Here is a 17065-nt window from a genome sequence, read left to right as displayed (position 1 = left end):
TATTTTTTTTTTTTTTTTTTTTTTATTTTTCATCACTGCTTTTTCGTTGCTGGGGGGGGGGGGGGGGGGGGCGGGGGGGGGGGGTGGGGGGGGGGGGGGGGGGGGGGCGGCCCCCCCCCCGCCGCGGGTCAGCAGTTGCGGAGTTCGGGGGACTGGTTGAGCAGTTGGCCGCGGGTCGACACGAAGCGGCGGTAGCGCTCACCGTCGACCGCTGCTGGGCGGAACGCGGCGACGCGATGGCAGTTCTGGAAGGCCAGGCGTACGCCGAAGTGCCGTTCCAGGCCGGCGCGGATCGCGTCGCTCGCCAGCGCGCGGAGCAGTTGACCCCGGTCGGCGTCGGTGGGCGGCGGGACGACGTTGTCGGCGAGTTCGGCGTCGCCGGCCTCCAACTCGGCGACCACCCGGCTGACGGTGGCCCAGGCGTACGGCAGTGATTCACGGACGCAGGCGATGAACGCCTCGTCGTCGACGGGGCCGCGTTCGGCGGCGTCGAGCAGGGCGGGCGGGACGGTGAGCGACATGGTTCTCCTCCGCTGTAGCTAATGATTACCGTTTTCAACAACGGCTCCGACTGAGCAGACCATGTCTCTCGGACGACGTCAACGATGTCCCGGCGCGCCACGCCGCGACTCACGCACAACACCTGCGGAGGCGCCCGCGAAGACCCGCACGACAGCGCTCGCGGAGAGCCCGCAGGGACGCACCGTGTCGTGGGCGAACGCGAAGGCGTCAGGGCCTGCGGGGGTGGCCCTTGAGGTGCCGGCCCAGCTCGCGGGCGATCTCCCGGTTGGCGTCGCGTTCGGCCAGCGTCTGGCGCTTGTCGTAGGAGCGCTTGCCCTTCGCGAGGGCGAGTTCGACCTTGGCGTAGCCGTTCTCGAAGTACATCGACAGCGGGACGAGGGTCACCCCGCCCTCGCGGACCTTGTCCAGGATCCGGTCGATCTCAGCGCGGTGCAGCAACAGCTTGCGGTTGCGACGCGGGGCGTGGTTGGTCCACGTGCCGTAGGCGTACTCGGCGATGTGCAGGCCGTACAGCACGATCTCGCCGTCGCGTTCGTGCGCGAACGCGTCGACCAGCGAGGCCCGTCCCTCGCGCAGTGACTTCACCTCGGTGCCGACCAGCACGATGCCCGCCTCGTACGTGCGCAGGACGGTGTACTCGTGTCGGGCCTTCTTGTTCGAGGCGATCAACCGGCGTGCGGGCGGCTTTGACGGGGTCACCAGGCGACGATATCCGGCCGTCGGAGCGACCGTACCGGCCGCGCCGACCGGGCAGTCGTACCGGGCGCGCCGCCGGAGCGACCGTACCGGCCGCGCCGCCAGAGTGGCCGTGCCGGCCGCGCCGCCGGGGCAGTCGTACCGGCCGGCTCAGCCGCGCGCGGGGCGTAGGCGCGCGGTCAGGTCCCGTTCCGCGTCCGCGAACGCCTCCTGCGACTCACACGGCAAGTGTCCCAAGATCGGTGGGGGAACGCTGTCGCTGGGCGCCGGCACCACGTCCTGCGGGTCGGTCAGCCGTCGGTCCACGGTCGCCGCCGGCCCGGTCAGCGTCTCGGCCTCCCCTGGTCGGTGGGAGGCGAAGATCCAGCCGCCGATCGGGTCGGTGTCGCGCCACAGGTTGATCCAGCGCCAGCCGATCCGTTCGCCGATCTCCCGCAGCGCCGGTTCGTCGGCGTACGCCGGGAACAGCCGGGAGTACAGCCGGCCCAGCGGCGATCCGTAGGTCAGCAGGGCGACCCGGCCGGTGACCCGGGTGGGCAGTTGCAGGACCGTGGCGGCGAGCAGCACCGACCCGTGGCTGTGTCCGGCCAGCAGCACACCCTGCCCCTGCTCCACCAGGTAGGTGATCCGCTTGGCCAGCTCCGGCACGGCCCGCTCGGCGTAGCAGGGCGGCGCGAACGGGTGCGCGGCCCGGGGCCAGAAGGTGCCCAGGTCCCAGAGCACCCCCACGTAGCGACGGAACTGCGCTGTCCGGTAGGCGAAGATGCCGCCCACCACCAGGCCGAGCAGGATCGCGGCGATCACGTAGCTGCCCGACCCGATCAGGAAGTTGACCATGCCTTCCGGCACGCCGACGTAGCGCTGCGCCACGTCGCCGGGCAGGAGCTGGAGCAGGCCGAGGACGCTGGTGGCCAGGCCGAGCGCCGCCAGGCCGGCGTACACCACGGAGAGCGGTTCCAACCGTTCGGTGAAGCGGGCCCGGGCCACCGCCTGCTCGACCCGCCGCAGCCGCCCCGCCGCCTGCGGCGGCGCGTGCGGAAAGTCGGCGGCCACGATCGCCCGCGCGGCCCGCCGCCGCCCGCGCCGGGTGATCCTGGTGACCAGGCCGGCCGCCAGCAGCGCGGTCACCACCGCCAGGAAAAACCCGAAGATCGCCCACTTGTACGCCAGCGGAGGGCTGGTCTCCAGGCTGTCCGCGGTCGTCCCGTCGCGATCGAGCAGGTCCGCCACCCGGTAGACCAGCTCGGCGGAGAACGCCACGGCGAGCCCGGCCGAGATCGTCATGAAGACCGGCGCTCCCAACGCGCGCAGAGGTGACCTGCCCTGCCCGCCACCGCGCCGCCAGATCACCAGCGTGGCGAGCGCGGCCACCAGTACGGTCTGGCTGACGAACAGCCAGGCCACGATCGCGCTGTAACCGGGCAGCGCACCGCCTTGCGGCCATGGCGCCGGGCTGATGACGACGTGCACGATCACCAGCATCGTCAGGCCGCAGGCGATCGTGCGCAGCCCGCGGAAGACGCCGTCCACCCGGGGCGACGGGTCGGTGCGGTCGATGCTCTGCACCACGGTGACCAGGGCCAGGCAGGCCAGCAGCACCGCCCCGGTGGCCGCCAGCAGGATCGCCATCACGCCCGAGGAGTGCTCGCTGGCTCGCGCGGCCAGCAGGCTACCGCTCAGCGTGGCGAACGCCGCCGCGACGTGGACCGAGCGCAGCCGACCCACCAGCGGCTCGCCGTCCCACTGGCCGACGGCGCTCAACTGGTGTTTCGACGTCGGCGTCGACGGCGTCCGGAACGCGTCGAACGAATGGCCCGGGCGGGCGCCCAGCCACCAGACCAACCCGATGGCGCCGACCGGCACGAGCGCCAACACACCCAGACGCAGCCCGATCGGGCGCCCGCCGAGCCAGGACAGCCAGCTCCGGCCGGCCAGGCAGGACGGGGTGTCCATGCAGCGCCACGCGATCAGGTCCAGCGCCACCCCGACGATGGAGAGCACGTAAAGCACGGTGAGGGTGAGGGCGAGCACCCGGCACAGCGCCATGAAGCCGCGCTTCGAAACGGTGTTCGCCGGGCGCATCCAGAGCGCCACGTTGCAGAGCATGAACGGCAACAGGAAGACCAGCGACAGGGTCCGCACGGCCGTGCCGGACGGCAGGTCACCCCAGCGGTACGCCTCCAGCGTCACCCCGTCGGTCCCGGTGGAGTCCGGATAGCCGGGACGTGGTCGGTAGAACCCTCCGCTGCGGTCCCCGGCGACCTGGTGCACATGCGGCCGGTCCAACACCTGGTCCGCGCCCGCGCCGGAGACACCGTGCACCCGTAGCTCCACGATCCCGCCCGACGTGGTCGGTCCGGTCGGTGTCGCGTCCGGCATGGGCCCCCCGAGGTGTGCACGGCAACCGGGCGGGTCTTCGATGTCCGGCCACCCGCGCGGCTCCCCGGCTTACCCGCCTGCGAGGCGGTCAACCGTGCTCCGGGCCCCGGCGGTGGTGCGGTCGACCCTCGACAGGTGATTTCATGGCGCCATGGCGAACCCGGTGATCCTGACCGTCGACGACGACCCCGTGGTGTCCCGGGCGGTGGCGCGGGACATCCGGCGCCGCTACGGCGACCGCTACCGGGTGTTGCGGGCGTCCTCCGGGCCGGAGGCGCTGGACGCGCTGCGCGAGGTCAAACTGCGCGGTGAACAGGTGGCACTGCTGCTGGCCGACCACCGGATGCCGGAGATGACCGGTGTCGAGTTCCTGGAGGCGGCGATGGACATCTTCCCGGCCGCCCGCCGGGTGCTGCTCACCGCGTACGCGGACACCGACGCCGCGATCGAGGCCATCAACGTGGTCGACCTGGACCACTACCTGCTCAAGCCCTGGCACCCGCCGGAGGAGAAGCTCTACCCGGTGGTCGACGGGCTGCTGGAGGCCTGGGCGGTCACCCCGGACGCGGCCAGCGCCGAGATCCGGGTCGTCGGGCACCGCTGGTCGGCGCCGTCGTTCAAGGTCCGGGACTTCCTGGCCCGCAACCTGGTGCCGTACCGGTGGCTGTTGTCCGACGACCCGGAGGGCGTCCGGCTGCTCGACGCGGCCGGGGCCACCGAGGCGGACGTACCCCTGGTGGTGACGCCCGAGGGCAAGGCGTTGGTCGCGCCGAGCGAGGCCGAGTTGGCCGCGCTGGCCGGGTTGACGGTGGTGCCGGCGTGTGACTTCTACGACCTGGTGGTGATCGGCGGTGGCCCCGCCGGCCTCGGCTCGGCGGTGTACGGCGCGTCGGAAGGGCTGCGCACCGTGCTCGTGGAGCGACGGGCGACCGGCGGTCAGGCCGGGCAGAGCAGCCGGATCGAGAACTACCTGGGCTTCCCGGACGGCGTCTCCGGAGCGCAGTTGACCGATCGGGCCCGGCGGCAGGCGGTCAAGTTCGGCGCTGAGCTGCTCAGCGCCCGGGAGGTGGTCGGTCTCAGCGAGGCCGGCGGCGCCCGGCTGCTCCGCTTCGGCGACGGCAGCGAGATCGCCGCGCACACCGTGGTGCTGGCCACCGGCGTGTCGTACCGGGTGCTCGACGCCCCGGGGCTGGCCGACTTCACCGGGCGCGGAGTGTTCTACGGCGCTGCCGCCACCGAGGCGCCGAGCTGCGTCGAGCAGGATGTCTACATCGTCGGCGGGGCCAACTCCGCCGGCCAGGCGGCGGTCCACTTCTCCCGGTACGCGTCGCGGGTGCACCTGCTCATCCGTGGTGCGGACCTGACCAACTCGATGTCGCGTTACCTGATCGACCAGCTGGAACGGATCGACCGGATCACCGTGCACCCGCACACCGCAGTGGTCGGCGGGGCGGGGGAGGACCACCTGGAACGGCTCACCCTCTGCGACACCCGCACCGGGGAGGCCCGCTCGGTCGACACCTCCTGGCTGTTCATCTTCATCGGCGCGGAGCCCCGCACGGACTGGCTGGACGGGGTGCTGGTCCGCGACGGGCGCGGTTTCATCGTGACCGGCCCGGACCTGCTCGCCGGGGGTCGGCGGCCGGCCGGCTGGTCGCTGTCGCGTGACCCGTACCACCTGGAGACCAGCGTGCCGGGCGTGTTCGCCGCCGGGGACGTGCGGGCCGAGTCGGTCAAGCGGGTCGCCTCGGCCGTCGGCGAGGGTGCGATGGCGGTGTCGCTGGTGCACCGCTACCTGGAAGCCCAATGAGCCGGTGTTGCGAGCCCCGCAGTCGCGAGCGAAGGAGTCCCAGTGACCAGCGAGTCTGACCGGCTGACACCGGCGCAGTTGCGCACCCTGTTCCTGTTCGAGGCGCTCGACGACGGGCAGCTCGACTGGCTGGCCGAGCACGGCCGGGTCGAGCAGCGCGCCGGCGGCACCCTCGTGTACGGCGAGGGCGAGCCCGCGACCTGCTTCTTCGTGCTGGTGCGCGGGGCGGTGGCGTTGAGTCGCTTGGTGCGCGGCGACGACGTCGAGGTCAGCCGGACCGACCAGCGCGGGGTGTACGGCGGGGCCACTCAGGCGTACCTGGGCGACCAGGTCGACCAGATCTACCGCAACAGCATGCGGGCAGTTGTCGACTCGGACTTCTTCGTGCTGCCGGCGGAGGACATCGCGTACGCCCTGCGGTCCTGGTTCCCGATGCCCATGCACCTGTTGGAGGGGCTGTTCTTCGGGATGCGGGACAGTCAGGCCATCGTCGGTGAACGGGAGCGGCTGCTGGCCCTCGGTTCGCTCTCGGCGGGGCTGACCCACGAGCTGAACAACCCGGCCGCGGCGGCGGTGCGGGCCACGTCGGTGCTGCGCGACCGGGTCGCCGGGATGCGGCACAAGCTCGCCATGATCGCCGACGGGCGGCTCGACGGCAGCGCCCTGCACGGCCTGGTCGCGTTGCAGGAGGAGGCGGTCGCCCGGGTGGCCACGGCGCCGAAGTTGACCCCGATGGCCACCGCCGACGCCGAGGACACCCTCACCGACTGGCTGGAGGAGCACGGGGTCGGCGGGGCCTGGGACCTGGCGCCGATCCTGGTTGGTGGTGGGCTCGACGCGGCCTGGTTGGCGCAGGTGAAGGCCGCGGTCGGCGCAGCGGACCTGGAGGCGGCGGTGCGCTGGCTCACCTACACCGTCGACACCGAGCTGCTGATGCGCGAGATCGGCGACGCGGTCACCCGGATCTCCGGGCTGGTGGACGCCGCCAAGCAGTACTCGCAGCTGGACCGCGCGCCGCACCGGGTGGTGGACGTGCACGACCTGCTCGACGCCACGCTGGTGATGTTCAAAGGCAAGATCCCCGCCGAGGTCAAGCTGGTCCGCGAGTACGACCGCGGCCTCCCACCCGTCCCGGCGTACGCGGCCGAGTTGAACCAGGTGTGGACCAACCTCATCGACAACGCGTTGGGCGCGATGGGCGAGAAGGGTGTGCTGACCGTCCGCACCGGACAGGTCGGCGACCTGCTGGCGGTGGAGATCACCGACACCGGGCCGGGCATCCCGCCGGAGGTGCGTCCGCGCATCTTCGAGCCGTTCTTCACCACGAAGCCCGTCGGCGCGGGCACCGGCCTGGGGCTGGACATCTCGTACCGGATCGTGGTGCACAAACACCACGGCGACATCCGGGTGGAGACCGAGCCGGGACGAACCACCTTCCGGGTCCTGCTGCCGATCACCGAGGGCCCACCGGACTGAAGCCCGCACGCCCCCCGCGCCGATCTTGCAGTTTCAGTCGTCGAAATGCGCGCGACGCCCCTTGTGTCGGGACAGTAAGTGCAAGATCGCGGGGTGGGGGCGGTCAGGCGGGGGGACCGGGGGTGAGGAAGTCGGCGAGTACCCGGGTGTGGGTGGAGAACGCCAGCTCGACCGGGTCGGTGAGCACCAGCCACTCGGTCGCCTCCTCGGTGGGCGCTGACGGTGGCAGGTCCTCGGCCGCCCGCTCGGGCAGCACTCCGAAGATCATCATCGTGCCACCGGCCGGTGCGCCGTGTACCGCGAAGAGGCGGGCGTCCTCGGCCGCCGCGATCAGGCCGGTCTCCTCCCGCAGCTCACGGACGAGTGCGTCGGACCACTCCTCGCCGTACTCGATGAAGCCGCCGGGCAGCGCGAGCAGGCCGCGGGCCGGCTCGATGTCCCGGCGGACCACCACCACACCCAGACCCTCTGCCGTACGGACCGGCAGCACCGCGACCGCCACCGGCAGCGGGTTGCGCCAGACGGTCTCCCCGCAGACCGCGCAGACTCGCGGCCATCCGGCGGTCGCCGGGTAGGCGGCGCCGCAGTAGGAGCAGTGCGAGTACGGCGTGCCGGTCATGCCGCAGCACGTTACTCCGACCGCCGCGCGGCCGCCTTCAGCGCTCGGCCGCTACCCCGACGCCTGAAACGCGGCCCCGCAGTGCCGGGCCGCCGCCCGCAATGCCGGGCCCCGCTCAGCCCTGCCGGGCCGCCCTGCCAGGTGGCGCTCAGCCCTGCCAGGTCGCGCTCAGCCTGCCGGGCCGCCGCCCGTAATACCGGGGGCGTGCTCAGGCTGCCGGGGTGCCCGTGTAGAAGGCGGTGGTGCGTTCGGCGGCGGCCTTCGCCTCGTCGGCGTCGGTGCCGGCGGCGATGCTCGCCTCGCCCCACAGGTGGCTGCTCAGCTCCATGGCCCGTCGTCCCTCGTCGGAGGCGGTCCACTCGGCGCTCTGCTCGGGGGTGATCCCGCTGCCGTCGCCGGCCAGGTGCGAGGCGAGGCCGAGCAGGCCGAGGTCCCAGCCGACACCGACCGCGCCCGGCCCGAACTGGGCCCACCGGTCCTGGTCGACGTGCGCGATGTGGTCCAGGTCGAGGCGGGCCCGCTCGTCGCCGACGGGGGTGACCCGCACCTCGATCCAGCTCACCTCGTCGCCGTACTCCCAGGTGGCGGTGAACCGGTGCGGCGGCTCGCAGCTCTCGATGGTGCCGTGGGCGTTGCCCTGGAGCTGGTACGTGCCGCCGAGCCGCAGGTCGCCGGAGATCGGCAGGAACCAGCGCGGGATGCGCTCGGCGCTGGTGCAGGCGTCCCACAGATCCTCGACCGTCGCCTGGTAGGTCTGGCTGATCGTGGTGACCCGCGCCTCGCCGGCTTCCAGGGTGCGGCTGCCGACCGTGCGCTGGACGGCGTTGATCTGCTCGGTGGCGTCGAACATCAGGTGTTCCTCTCGTCGGGTGGGTCGGCGGGCCCGCGTAGCCGACGCTCACGTCGGCCCCGGGCCAGCTCGGTGGCGAGTGCCGCCAGGGGTGGGGTCCAGAACCGGCGGAAGTGCTCCAGCCAGCCGTCGACCTCGCGCAGTGGGCGTGGGTCGACCGCGTAGAGCCGCCGGGTGCCCTCCGGCCGCACGGTGGCGAAGCCGTTGTCGCGTAGCACCTTGAGGTGCTGGGACACGGCGGGCTGAGAGATGCCGAACTCCTCGCGGATGACCGCGCTGACCGCACCGGCGGTCTGCTCGCCACCGGCGAGCAGCTCCAGGATGCGGCGCCGGACCGGATCGCCCAGCACGTCGAAGGCGTGCACGTCGACAGTTGTATCACCACTGGCTTATTTAAGCCAAGTCTGATACTCCGATGAGCTTGTCCAGCCGGATCGGCAGCTCCCGGATCCGTACGCCGGTCGCGTGGTGCACCGCGTTGGCGACCGCCGCCGCGGCGCCGACGATGCCGATCTCGCCGATGCCCTTCACCCCGGCCGGGTTCAGCTCGTCGTCCCGCTCGTCCAGCCAGTACGCCTCGATGGACTCCACGTCCGCGCAGCCGGTGATGTGGTAGGTGGCCAGGTCGTGGTTGACCCAGTCGCCGTACCGCTCGTCGAGGAGGCCCTCCTCGTGCAGCGCCATCGACAGCCCCATCGTCATGCCGCCCATGAGCTGGCTGCGCGCCGTCGTCGGGTTGACCACCCGCCCCGCCGCGAACACCCCGAGCATCCGGTTCAGCCGTACCTCGCCGGTGTCCGCGTCGACCCGTACCTCGACGAACTGCGCCCCGTACGCGTAGCGGGGCAGCGCGGGCTGCCCGCCCACCTCCTCGGTGGTGTCCGCCTCGGCGGTCACCTCGCCGGTCGGCGGCACGCCGTCGCGCAGTTTCTCGCGCAGCGCCTGCGCGGCGCGTATCACGGCCCAGCTCCAGCTGGCGGTTCCCATCGAGCCGCCGGCCAGCGCCGCGGCCGGCAGCGCGGTGTCACCGATCAGAATCTCCACCCGCTCCGGCGGCACCCCGAGCGCGTCGGCGGCCACCTGCCAGATCGCCGTCCGGGCGCCGGTGCCGATGTCGGTGGCGTTGATCTGGACCAGGAAGCTCCCGTCGGGCCGGGCGGTGGCCGTCGCCGAGGATGGCCGGGCCCGGGCCGGGTAGCTCGACCCGGCCACCCCCGTCCCGATCAACCAGCGCCCGTCGCGCCGGGACCGGAGCGACGGATCACGGCCGGCCCAGCCGAAGCGCTCCGCGCCGTCGCGCAGGCAGGCCGCCAGGTTGCGGCTGGTGAACGGGCGTCCCTGGTCGGGGTCGACAGCGGTGTCGTTGCGGACGCGCAGCTCCACCGGGTCGATGCCGACGGCGAGGGCCAGCTCGTCCATCGCGGACTCCAGGGCGTACGCGCCGGGGCACTCGCCCGGTGCGCGCATCCAGAACGGCGTGGGCACGTCTAGGCGGACCAGCCGGTGCGTGGTGCGGCGGTGCGGTGCGGCGTACATGCTGCGGGTGTAGACGGCGGTCTGCTCGGCGAACTCCCGGATGGTCGAGGTCTGGCTGACCGCGTCGTGGCAGATGGCGGTGAGCCGACCGTCGGTGTCGGCGGCGAGGCGGACCCGCTGGATGGTGGGGGTGCGGTAACCGACGGGCCCGAACAGTTGCTGGCGGGTCAGCGCCAGCTTGACCGGGCGGTCCACGTGCCGGGCGGCGAGGGCGGCCAGCACCACCGACGCCTTGGCGTAGCCCTTGCTGCCGAAGCCGCCACCGACGTGCTCGGCAACGACCCGGATCGACTCCGGCGGCAGCTCGAAAAGCTCGGCGAGGGTGGCGCGCACCGGTGTCGCGCCCTGGGTGGAGTCGTGCACCAGGAGCTGTCCGTCGAGCCACTGCGCGGTGGTGGCGTGCGGCTCCATCGGGTTGTTGTGGTACGCCGGCGTCCGGTAGGTGACGTCCACCCGCACCGGGGCGGCCGCGTACCCGGCGTCGAAGTCGCCCTCGGCGGTGTCCGTCGGATAGCTGGGGTTGACCTGGTCCGGCTTGTACAGGCCGGGGTGGTCCTCGGTGAGCACCGTGCTGTGCGGGCCGGTGTCGTAGTCGATCCGGACCAGTCGGGCGCCCTCGCGGGCCGCCTCCAGGGTGGTGGCCACCACCACGGCGACGAACTGCCCCCGGTAGTGCACCGTCGGCTCCTGCAACAGCCGCAGCTCCGGCTGCGGGCCGGGCGCCATCCGGGGCGCGTTGCCGTGGTGCACCACGGCCAGCACACCGTGCGACGCCAGCGCCTCCGTCGTGTCGATCCGGGTGATCCGGCCGCGAACCACCGCCGACGGGACCGCCCAGCCGTAGGTGACCCCGTCCACCGGGTACTCCACCGCGTACCGGGCCGTGCCGGTGACCTTCGCCGGGCCCTCCAAACGGGGGTACGCCCGTCCGACCGCGCCGGTGCTCACGACGACGCCAGTTCGGTGAGCGCCCGTACGGTGATGGCCCGGGTCAGGGGCAGCTTGAACCCGTTGTGCCGTAGCGGGCGCGCCTCGGCCAGCTCCGCGTCGGCGGCACGTGCCGCCAGCTCCGGGCTGAACGGACGACCCCGTAGCTCCGCTTCGGCCCGGTACGCCCGCCACGGCCGGTGCGCCACCGCCCCGTACGCCAGCCGCACGTCGCGGACCACGTCCCCGTCGAGGTCCAGCACCGCGGCCACCGAGCCGGCGGCGAAGGCGAACGAGGCCCGGTCGCGCACCTTGAGGTACGTCGAGCGGCGCGCGGCCGGTAGTGGCGGTAGCCGGACGGCGGTGATCAGCGTGCCCCGGGTCAGGGTGGTCTCCTGTTCCGGGTGGGTGCCGGGGGAGCGGTAGAACTCGGCGATCGGGATGTCGCGGGGCCCGTCGGCCTCGTGCACCTCCACCACCGTGTCGAGGGCGGCCAGCGCGACGGCCAGGTCGGACGGGTGGGTCGCCACGCACTGCTCGGACCAGTCCAGCACCGCCAGGTCGCGGTTCTGCCCGTGCAGGGCGGCGCAACCGCTGCCCGGCTCCCGTTTGTTGCACGCCTTGCCGGTGTCCTGGAAGTAGACGCAGCGGGTGCGCTGCAACATGTTGCCGCCGGTGGTGGCCATGTTGCGCAGCTGTCCGGAGGCGGCGGCGAGCAGGGCGCGGGCCAGCACCGGATAGTCGCGGCGCACCACCGGGTGGGCCGCGAGGTCGCTGTTGCGGACGGTCGCGCCGACCCGCAGGCCGCCGTCGGGCAGCTCCTCGACGGTGTCGAGCGGGAGCCGGGTGACGTCCACCAGCACGTCGGGACGCTGCACCCCGAGCTTCATGAGGTCCACCAGGTTGGTTCCGCCGCCCAGGTAGGCGGCCTGCGGTTCGGCCGTCAGCACGGCGACCGCCTCGGCCACGTCGGCGGGCCGGTGGTAGCGGAACGCCCTCACGAGGACGCCGCCGTCTCGCGCACGGCCGCGACGATGTGCGGGTACGCGGCGCAGCGGCACAGGTTGCCGGCCATCCGCTCGCGGATCTCCGCGTCGGTCAGCTCGGCGGGCGTGTTCAGGTCGCCGGTGACCGCGCTGGGCCAACCCCGGGCGACCTCGTCGAGCATGCCGCGGGCGGAGCAGAGCTGTCCGGGGGTGCAGTAGCCGCACTGGAACGCGTCGTGCGCGATGAAGGCGGCCTGCAACGGGGACAGCTGGTCCGGCCCGGCCAGCCCTTCGACGGTCACCACCGACCGGCCGTCCACGGTGACCGCGAAGACCAGGCAGCTCTTCACCCGCCGGCCGTCGAGCAGCACCGTGCAGGAGCCGCACTGGCCGTGGTCGCAGCCCTTCTTCGCCCCGGTCAGGTCGAGGTGCTCGCGCAGCGCGTCGAGCAGGGTGGTGCGGTTGTCCAGGGTCACCTCGCGGGACGCGCCATTGACCTCGACCGTCACCCGGGACGAGTGGCGCTCGTCGGTCGTCGTCGCGTTCTCCGGTCCGCCCTGCACCGGCCCAGACTAGCTTTGTCGGTATATCTCAGGGCGAATAACGCAAAGCGCTTCGTACGGGAGGTGACGACGGTGACGGCCGGACTGCTGCTGGCCGCCGGCGCCGGGCGGCGCTACGGCCGACCGAAGGCGCTGGTCGAGCTGGACGGCGAGCCGCTGGTGCGGCGCGCGATCCGGCTGCTCGGCGACGGCGGCTGTGGGCCCGTGCACGTGGTGCTCGGCGCGGGCGCCGACGAGGTGCCCGACCTGCCCGGCGCGGTGCCGGTGCGGCACGACCGCTGGTCCGACGGGCTGGGCTCGTCGCTGCTGCGGGGCCTGGCCTCGCTGCCGGCCGACGTGCCGGCCGCCGTCGTGGTCCTCGTCGACCAGCCGCTGCTCAGCCCGGTCGCGGTGCGCCGGGTGCGGGCGGCGTACGCCGGCGGCGCCGTCATCGCGGTCGCCACCTACGCCGGTCGACCCGGGCACCCGATCCTGCTGGATCGGGAGACCTGGCCGCTGCTAAGCGGGTACGCCGTCGGCGACCGGGGCGCCCGCGACCTGCTGCGCGACCGGCCGGACCTGGTGGTCGAGGTGCCCTGTGACGACGTCGGCTCCCCGGCCGACGTGGACACCCCGGCCGAACTGCTCCGGCTTCGCCCGGTCAGCGACGGGTGAGCCAGCGGGGCAGCCCCTCGCTGGTGACCGCGTGATAGAAGATCATGACGATGACGCCGATCAGGCCCAGCAGCGGGCTGACGAACCAGCCGAGCAGCCCGCTGAGCCCGTACAGGACCAGGCCGGTGACCGGTCGCAGCCGCTGCGTCCGCACGTACTCGGGGCTGACCCGACGGTCGAGCAGCGCCGGGTGACGGTGCAGGTAGCCGAAGAACACCAGCCAGGGGGCCGACATCAGGGCCGCGGCCAGCGCGTACAGGGCGACGGCCGCACGCTGGTCGTCGGTGTCGCCATGGGTGAACGCCGAGGCCAGCACGGCGGTGGGGAAGGGGATGATCACCGCGCCGAAGAGCACGCCGAGGTTGATCCAGCTCAGCGTGAGCGTGGTGCCGCGGATCAGCCGCAGCAGTGCGTGGTGGTTGAGCCAGAGCACCCCGATGTAGACGAAGGACACCACGAAGGCCAGGTACGAGGCGCCCTCGTCGAGCAGGCCGGTGAGCAGCTCCCCCTCGTGGTATTCCGGCACCCGCAACTCGATGACCAGCAGCGTGATGACGATGGCGAAGACGCCGTCGCTGAAGGCCGTCATCCGGTCGGTGCCGGACACTCGCCCCTTGGGATCGGGCTGCTCGACCTCGTCGGGTGCTGCGGACATTGCCGCAGGCTAGCCACTCGGTGACGCGGTCGGTGGCGGTTTCGTCCGATCGGGACGGGAACGGCCGCCCAGGGTCGACACCCCGGGCGGCCGTTCCCGTCCCGCCCCCGTTCAGGCCACCGGCGTCGCGGTGCCGGTCGTGCGGGCGAGCCGCTGGTGGGCGCGGATCAGCTCGGCGTAGCGCAGACCGCTCGCCTTCACCGTCCGGCGCTGGGTGGCGTAGTCGACGTGCACCAGCCCGAAGCGCTTGTCGTAGCCGTACGCCCACTCGAAGTTGTCCAGCAGCGACCAGACGAAGTAGCCGTCCAGGGGAACCCCTCGGGCCACCGCCGACGCGCACGCGGCCAGGTGCTGCTCCAGGTGGTCGGTGCGCTCCTTGTCCTCCACCGTGCCGTCCGCGGTGACCTCGTCCAACCACGCCGAGCCGCTCTCGGTGACGATGATCCGGGCCGGCCGGTACTCCTCGTGCACGTCGACGAGCAGCCGCTCCAGGCCCGCCGGGTACATCTCCCAGCCCATCGCGGTCTCCACCGAGCCGGGCACCGGCACCTGCCGAGCGTACGGGGCCGCGCCGGTCGGGTCGTCGACCACCAGCTGACGGAAGTAGTAGTTCACCCCGAGGAAGTCCGTCGGCGTGGCGATCACCGCCAGGTCGCCGTCGCGTACCGGCGGCTCGACCCCGTAGGTGGCGATCATGTCGGCGGGGTAGCCGCGCCCGTGGATCGGGTCCAACCACCACCTGTTGACGTGCCCGTCGGCCCGGCGGGCCGCCGCGACGTCCTCGGGCCGGTCGGTCGCCGCCTCGATCGGGCTGAGGTTGACCACCAGACCCACCGAGGCCGGACGGGCCGCGTTGGCGCGGATCGCCTGGGTGGCCAGACCGTGCCCGAGCAGCACGTGGTGCGAGGCGTGCACCGCGCGGGTGAGGTCCCGCTCGCCCGGGGCCATGTTGCCCTCCAGGTGCCCGATCCAGCACACGCAGAGCGGCTCGTTGACGGTGCACCAGTCGGCGACCCGGTCACCGAGGCGGGCGGCGACCACCGCCGCGTAGTCGGCGAACGCCTCGGCGGTGGCCCGCTCCGGCCAACCGCCCCGGTCCTGGAGGACCTGAGGCAGATCCCAGTGGTAGAGCGTGACGAACGGCCGGATCCCGTCGGCGAGCAACGTGTCGACGAGCCGGTCGTAGAAGTCCAGCCCGGCGGCGTTGACCCGCCCGACGCCGTCGGGCATGACCCGGGGCCAGGCCACCGAGAACCGGTACGCGTCCACGCCGAGTCGGCGCAGCAGCGCCAGGTCCTCCGGCCACCGGTGGTAGTGGTCGCACGCCACCGCGCCGGTGTCGCCGTTGTCGACGTTGCCGGGGGTCGCCGAGAAGGTGTCCCAGATGGACGGCGCCCGGCCGTCGGCGTCGACGGCCCCCTCGATCTGGTACGCCGCCGTGGCGACACCCCAGAGGAAGTCGGGTGGCAGCTTGGACAGGTCGGGCACGGGTCGGTTCTCCTCTGGGGTTGGATGACTCACTTGACCGCGCCGGCGGTGAGGCCGGCGACGAAGTAGCGCTGCAGGGCCAGGAATCCGACGACGACCGGGATGCTGACCACCAGCGAGGCAGCCATGATCTGGTTCCAGTAGACGTTGAACTGGGTGGAGTAGCCCTGGAGGCCGACGGCCAGGGTGCGGCTGCCCTCGTCGGTCATCACCGACGCGAAGAGCACCTCACCCCAGGCGGTCATGAACGCGTACACGGTGACCGCGACCACGCCGGGCACGGCGGCCGGCAGGATGACCTGGAACAGGGTGCGCAGCGGACCGGCGCCGTCGACCTGCGCCGCCTCGTCCAGACCTCGGGGGATCGAGTCGAAGTAGCCGACCAGCATCCAGATCGAGAACGGCAGCGAGAAGGTCAGGTACGTGATGACCAGGCCGGTACGGCTCGCGTACAGCTCGATGCCTGTGGCGTTGCCCAGGTTGACGTAGATGAGGAACAGCGGCAGCAGGAACAGGATGCCGGGGAACATCTGCGTGGACAGCACCGTCACCGAGAAGACACCCCGGCCGCGGAACCGGTACCGGCTCACCGCGAAGGCGGCGAAGATGGCCACCGCCACCGAGCAGACCGCCGCGATGCTGGACACCACCAGGCTGTTCACCAGGTACCGGGCCAGCGGCACGGTGCTCCACATGTCGACGAACGGTTGCAGGGTGGGCCGGCTGGGCCACCAGGTGAAGCCGTTCTGGACGTCCTGCAACGGCTTCGCCGCCGACGTGACCATCACGTAGAGCGGGATGACGACGAAGAGGGCGAGCAGGGTCAGCACGATGCGCCGGCCCCAGCGCTCACCGGCGGTCTCACGCATGGTCGTCCCTTCGACGGTTGGTGATCAGCAGGTACGCGGCCGAGACGACCAGCAGGAACAGCAGCAGCGCCACCGACATCGCCGACCCGGAGCCGAAGTCCCAGGTCTTGAAGGAGCTTCGGTAGATGTGGATGGAGATGAGGTCGGCCTGCGCCGGCGCGGAGCCGCCGAACAGCACGAACGGGGTGTTGAAGTCGTTGAACGTCCACAGGAACAGCACCAGCAGCAGCACCAGGTTGACCGGCCGCAGCATCGGCAGGGTGACCGAGCGCAGCCGGCGCCAGAACCCGGCGCCGTCGATCGCGGCGGCCTCGTACAGCTCGCCGGGAACGTTCTGCAGCCCGGCCATCAGGCACAGGAACGCGAACGGCCAGTTGCGCCAGACCGACACGAGCAGCAGCGACCAGAAGCTGTTGTCGCCAATCAACCAGAACGGCCGCTCGTTCATCAGCCCGAGCTGGTCCACGAGCACGTGGTTGACCAGGCCGGTGTCGCGTTGCAGCAGGAAGCTCCAGGTGATCACGGCGGCGTAGACCGGCAGCGCGTACGGGGTGAGGAACAGCGCCCGCAGGATCGCCCGTCCACGGAACGGCCGTTGCAGGACGACCGCCGCGGAGATGCCGAGCAGCCAGGCGAACCCGACCGAGAGCAGGCTGTAGGCCAGGGTGATCCAGAACGAGTGCAGCAGATCCTTGCCGGCGGCGCTGTTCAGGTCGAGTGTCGCCCGGTAGTTCTCCAGCCCGATGAAGGGCGCGGTGGACCAGTCGCGGATGTGGAACTGGGTCAGCTCCAGCAGGCTCATCCAGACACCGACAACCATCGGGATCACGTGGATGGCGAGTTCCAGCACGACGGCCGGTGCGAGCAGCAGGTAGGGCAGGAGCGAGCGGCGGGGGCCGCGGGGCCGGCGGACCGGCCCCCGGGCCGGCGACCCGGCCCGGGGTTCGCGCCGGTCGGCGTCCGGCGCGGTGGTGCTGGTTGCCATCGGGGTCCTCTCGGAGGCGGTGGCCGTGGCCGGGCTCAGCGCCCGACCAC

General features: G+C 72.2%; 16 protein-coding genes. 3 read left to right on the top strand and 13 right to left on the bottom strand.

Features of this window, described 5'->3' with window-relative positions; all coding sequences use genetic code 11:
* Positions 1-128: 128 nt before the first annotated feature.
* The 3 genes from ACIBD9_RS22365 to ACIBD9_RS22355 all read right to left on the bottom strand — a co-directional run bounded on the left by ACIBD9_RS22365 (position 129) and on the right by ACIBD9_RS22355 (position 3597).
* Positions 129-521 (bottom strand): SCO5389 family protein, encoded by a 393-nt coding sequence (locus tag ACIBD9_RS22365; protein WP_396720404.1) that lies wholly within the window; start codon positions 519-521, stop codon positions 129-131.
* A 208-nt stretch (positions 522-729) separates the two neighbouring features.
* Positions 730-1221 carry an SsrA-binding protein SmpB gene (gene smpB, locus ACIBD9_RS22360; protein WP_366342685.1) on the bottom strand — a complete coding sequence of 164 codons (492 nt, stop codon included), beginning with the start codon at positions 1219-1221 and terminating at the stop codon, positions 730-732.
* Positions 1222-1368: 147 nt separating this feature from the next.
* Positions 1369-3597, bottom strand: coding sequence for a hypothetical protein (locus tag ACIBD9_RS22355; protein WP_396720402.1), 2229 nt, complete (start codon positions 3595-3597; stop codon positions 1369-1371).
* Positions 3598-3748: 151 nt separating this feature from the next.
* On the opposite strand from ACIBD9_RS22355, the gene ACIBD9_RS22350 reads away from it, so the two are divergent.
* Both ACIBD9_RS22350 and ACIBD9_RS22345 read left to right on the top strand, forming a co-directional pair.
* Positions 3749-5407, top strand: a complete 1659-nt coding sequence (locus ACIBD9_RS22350) for an FAD-dependent oxidoreductase (RefSeq protein ID WP_238661189.1) — start codon at positions 3749-3751, stop codon at positions 5405-5407.
* Positions 5408-5449: 42 nt separating this feature from the next.
* On the top strand, positions 5450-6883 hold the full coding sequence (locus ACIBD9_RS22345; protein WP_396720399.1) for an ATP-binding protein: 1434 nt from the start codon (positions 5450-5452) through the stop codon (positions 6881-6883).
* Between the two features lie 103 nt (positions 6884-6986).
* On the opposite strand, the gene ACIBD9_RS22340 is transcribed toward ACIBD9_RS22345, so the two are convergent.
* The 6 genes from ACIBD9_RS22340 to ACIBD9_RS22315 form a co-directional block, all read right to left on the bottom strand.
* Positions 6987-7502 carry an NUDIX domain-containing protein gene (locus ACIBD9_RS22340; RefSeq protein ID WP_387166228.1) on the bottom strand — a complete coding sequence of 172 codons (516 nt, stop codon included), beginning with the start codon at positions 7500-7502 and terminating at the stop codon, positions 6987-6989.
* 208 nt (positions 7503-7710) lie between these two features.
* Positions 7711-8352 carry an SRPBCC family protein gene (locus ACIBD9_RS22335; protein WP_396720397.1) on the bottom strand — a complete coding sequence of 214 codons (642 nt, stop codon included), beginning with the start codon at positions 8350-8352 and terminating at the stop codon, positions 7711-7713.
* Entirely contained in the window at positions 8352-8717 is a 366-nt protein-coding gene (locus ACIBD9_RS22330; RefSeq protein ID WP_091398629.1) for a helix-turn-helix transcriptional regulator, read from the bottom strand. Before ACIBD9_RS22330 ends, ACIBD9_RS22335 begins: the two co-directional genes overlap by 1 nt.
* Positions 8718-8745: 28 nt before the next feature.
* Positions 8746-10836, bottom strand: a complete 2091-nt coding sequence (locus ACIBD9_RS22325) for a xanthine dehydrogenase family protein molybdopterin-binding subunit (RefSeq protein WP_396720395.1) — start codon at positions 10834-10836, stop codon at positions 8746-8748.
* Positions 10833-11816 carry an FAD binding domain-containing protein gene (locus tag ACIBD9_RS22320; protein WP_396720393.1) on the bottom strand — a complete coding sequence of 328 codons (984 nt, stop codon included), beginning with the start codon at positions 11814-11816 and terminating at the stop codon, positions 10833-10835. Before ACIBD9_RS22320 ends, ACIBD9_RS22325 begins: the two co-directional genes overlap by 4 nt.
* The gene (locus ACIBD9_RS22315; RefSeq protein ID WP_396720416.1) at positions 11813-12310 is read right to left on the bottom strand and encodes a 2Fe-2S iron-sulfur cluster-binding protein; all 498 of its coding nucleotides are present in this window, start codon (positions 12308-12310) and stop codon (positions 11813-11815) included. The genes ACIBD9_RS22320 and ACIBD9_RS22315 overlap by 4 nt, the downstream gene beginning before the upstream one ends.
* A gap of 126 nt (positions 12311-12436) precedes the next feature.
* Here ACIBD9_RS22315 and ACIBD9_RS22310 point away from each other — a divergent pair, with 126 nt between their 5' ends.
* Positions 12437-13018 carry an NTP transferase domain-containing protein gene (locus ACIBD9_RS22310; protein ID WP_396720391.1) on the top strand — a complete coding sequence of 194 codons (582 nt, stop codon included), beginning with the start codon at positions 12437-12439 and terminating at the stop codon, positions 13016-13018.
* On the opposite strand, the gene ACIBD9_RS22305 is transcribed toward ACIBD9_RS22310, so the two are convergent.
* From ACIBD9_RS22305 to ACIBD9_RS22290, 4 genes are all read right to left on the bottom strand, one after another.
* Positions 13005-13673, bottom strand: coding sequence for a TMEM175 family protein (locus ACIBD9_RS22305; RefSeq protein ID WP_396720390.1), 669 nt, complete (start codon positions 13671-13673; stop codon positions 13005-13007). The genes ACIBD9_RS22310 and ACIBD9_RS22305 overlap by 14 nt on opposite strands.
* Before the next feature lie 111 nt (positions 13674-13784).
* Positions 13785-15161 (bottom strand): GH1 family beta-glucosidase, encoded by a 1377-nt coding sequence (locus ACIBD9_RS22300; RefSeq protein ID WP_396720388.1) that lies wholly within the window; start codon positions 15159-15161, stop codon positions 13785-13787.
* A 29-nt stretch (positions 15162-15190) separates the two neighbouring features.
* Complete coding sequence (locus ACIBD9_RS22295; RefSeq protein WP_130401223.1) at positions 15191-16030, bottom strand: carbohydrate ABC transporter permease; 840 nt, start codon at positions 16028-16030, stop codon at positions 15191-15193.
* Positions 16023-17015 (bottom strand): carbohydrate ABC transporter permease, encoded by a 993-nt coding sequence (locus tag ACIBD9_RS22290; protein ID WP_387166243.1) that lies wholly within the window; start codon positions 17013-17015, stop codon positions 16023-16025. The genes ACIBD9_RS22295 and ACIBD9_RS22290 overlap by 8 nt, the downstream gene beginning before the upstream one ends.
* Between the last annotated feature and the right edge of the window lie 50 nt (positions 17016-17065).

Source organism: Micromonospora sp. NPDC050784 (assembly GCF_044456765.1).
GTDB lineage: Bacteria > Actinomycetota > Actinomycetes > Mycobacteriales > Micromonosporaceae > Micromonospora > Micromonospora foliorum.
The sequence above is the reverse complement of the archived record's forward strand: the minus strand, read 5'-3'. Positions and strand labels throughout refer to the sequence as shown.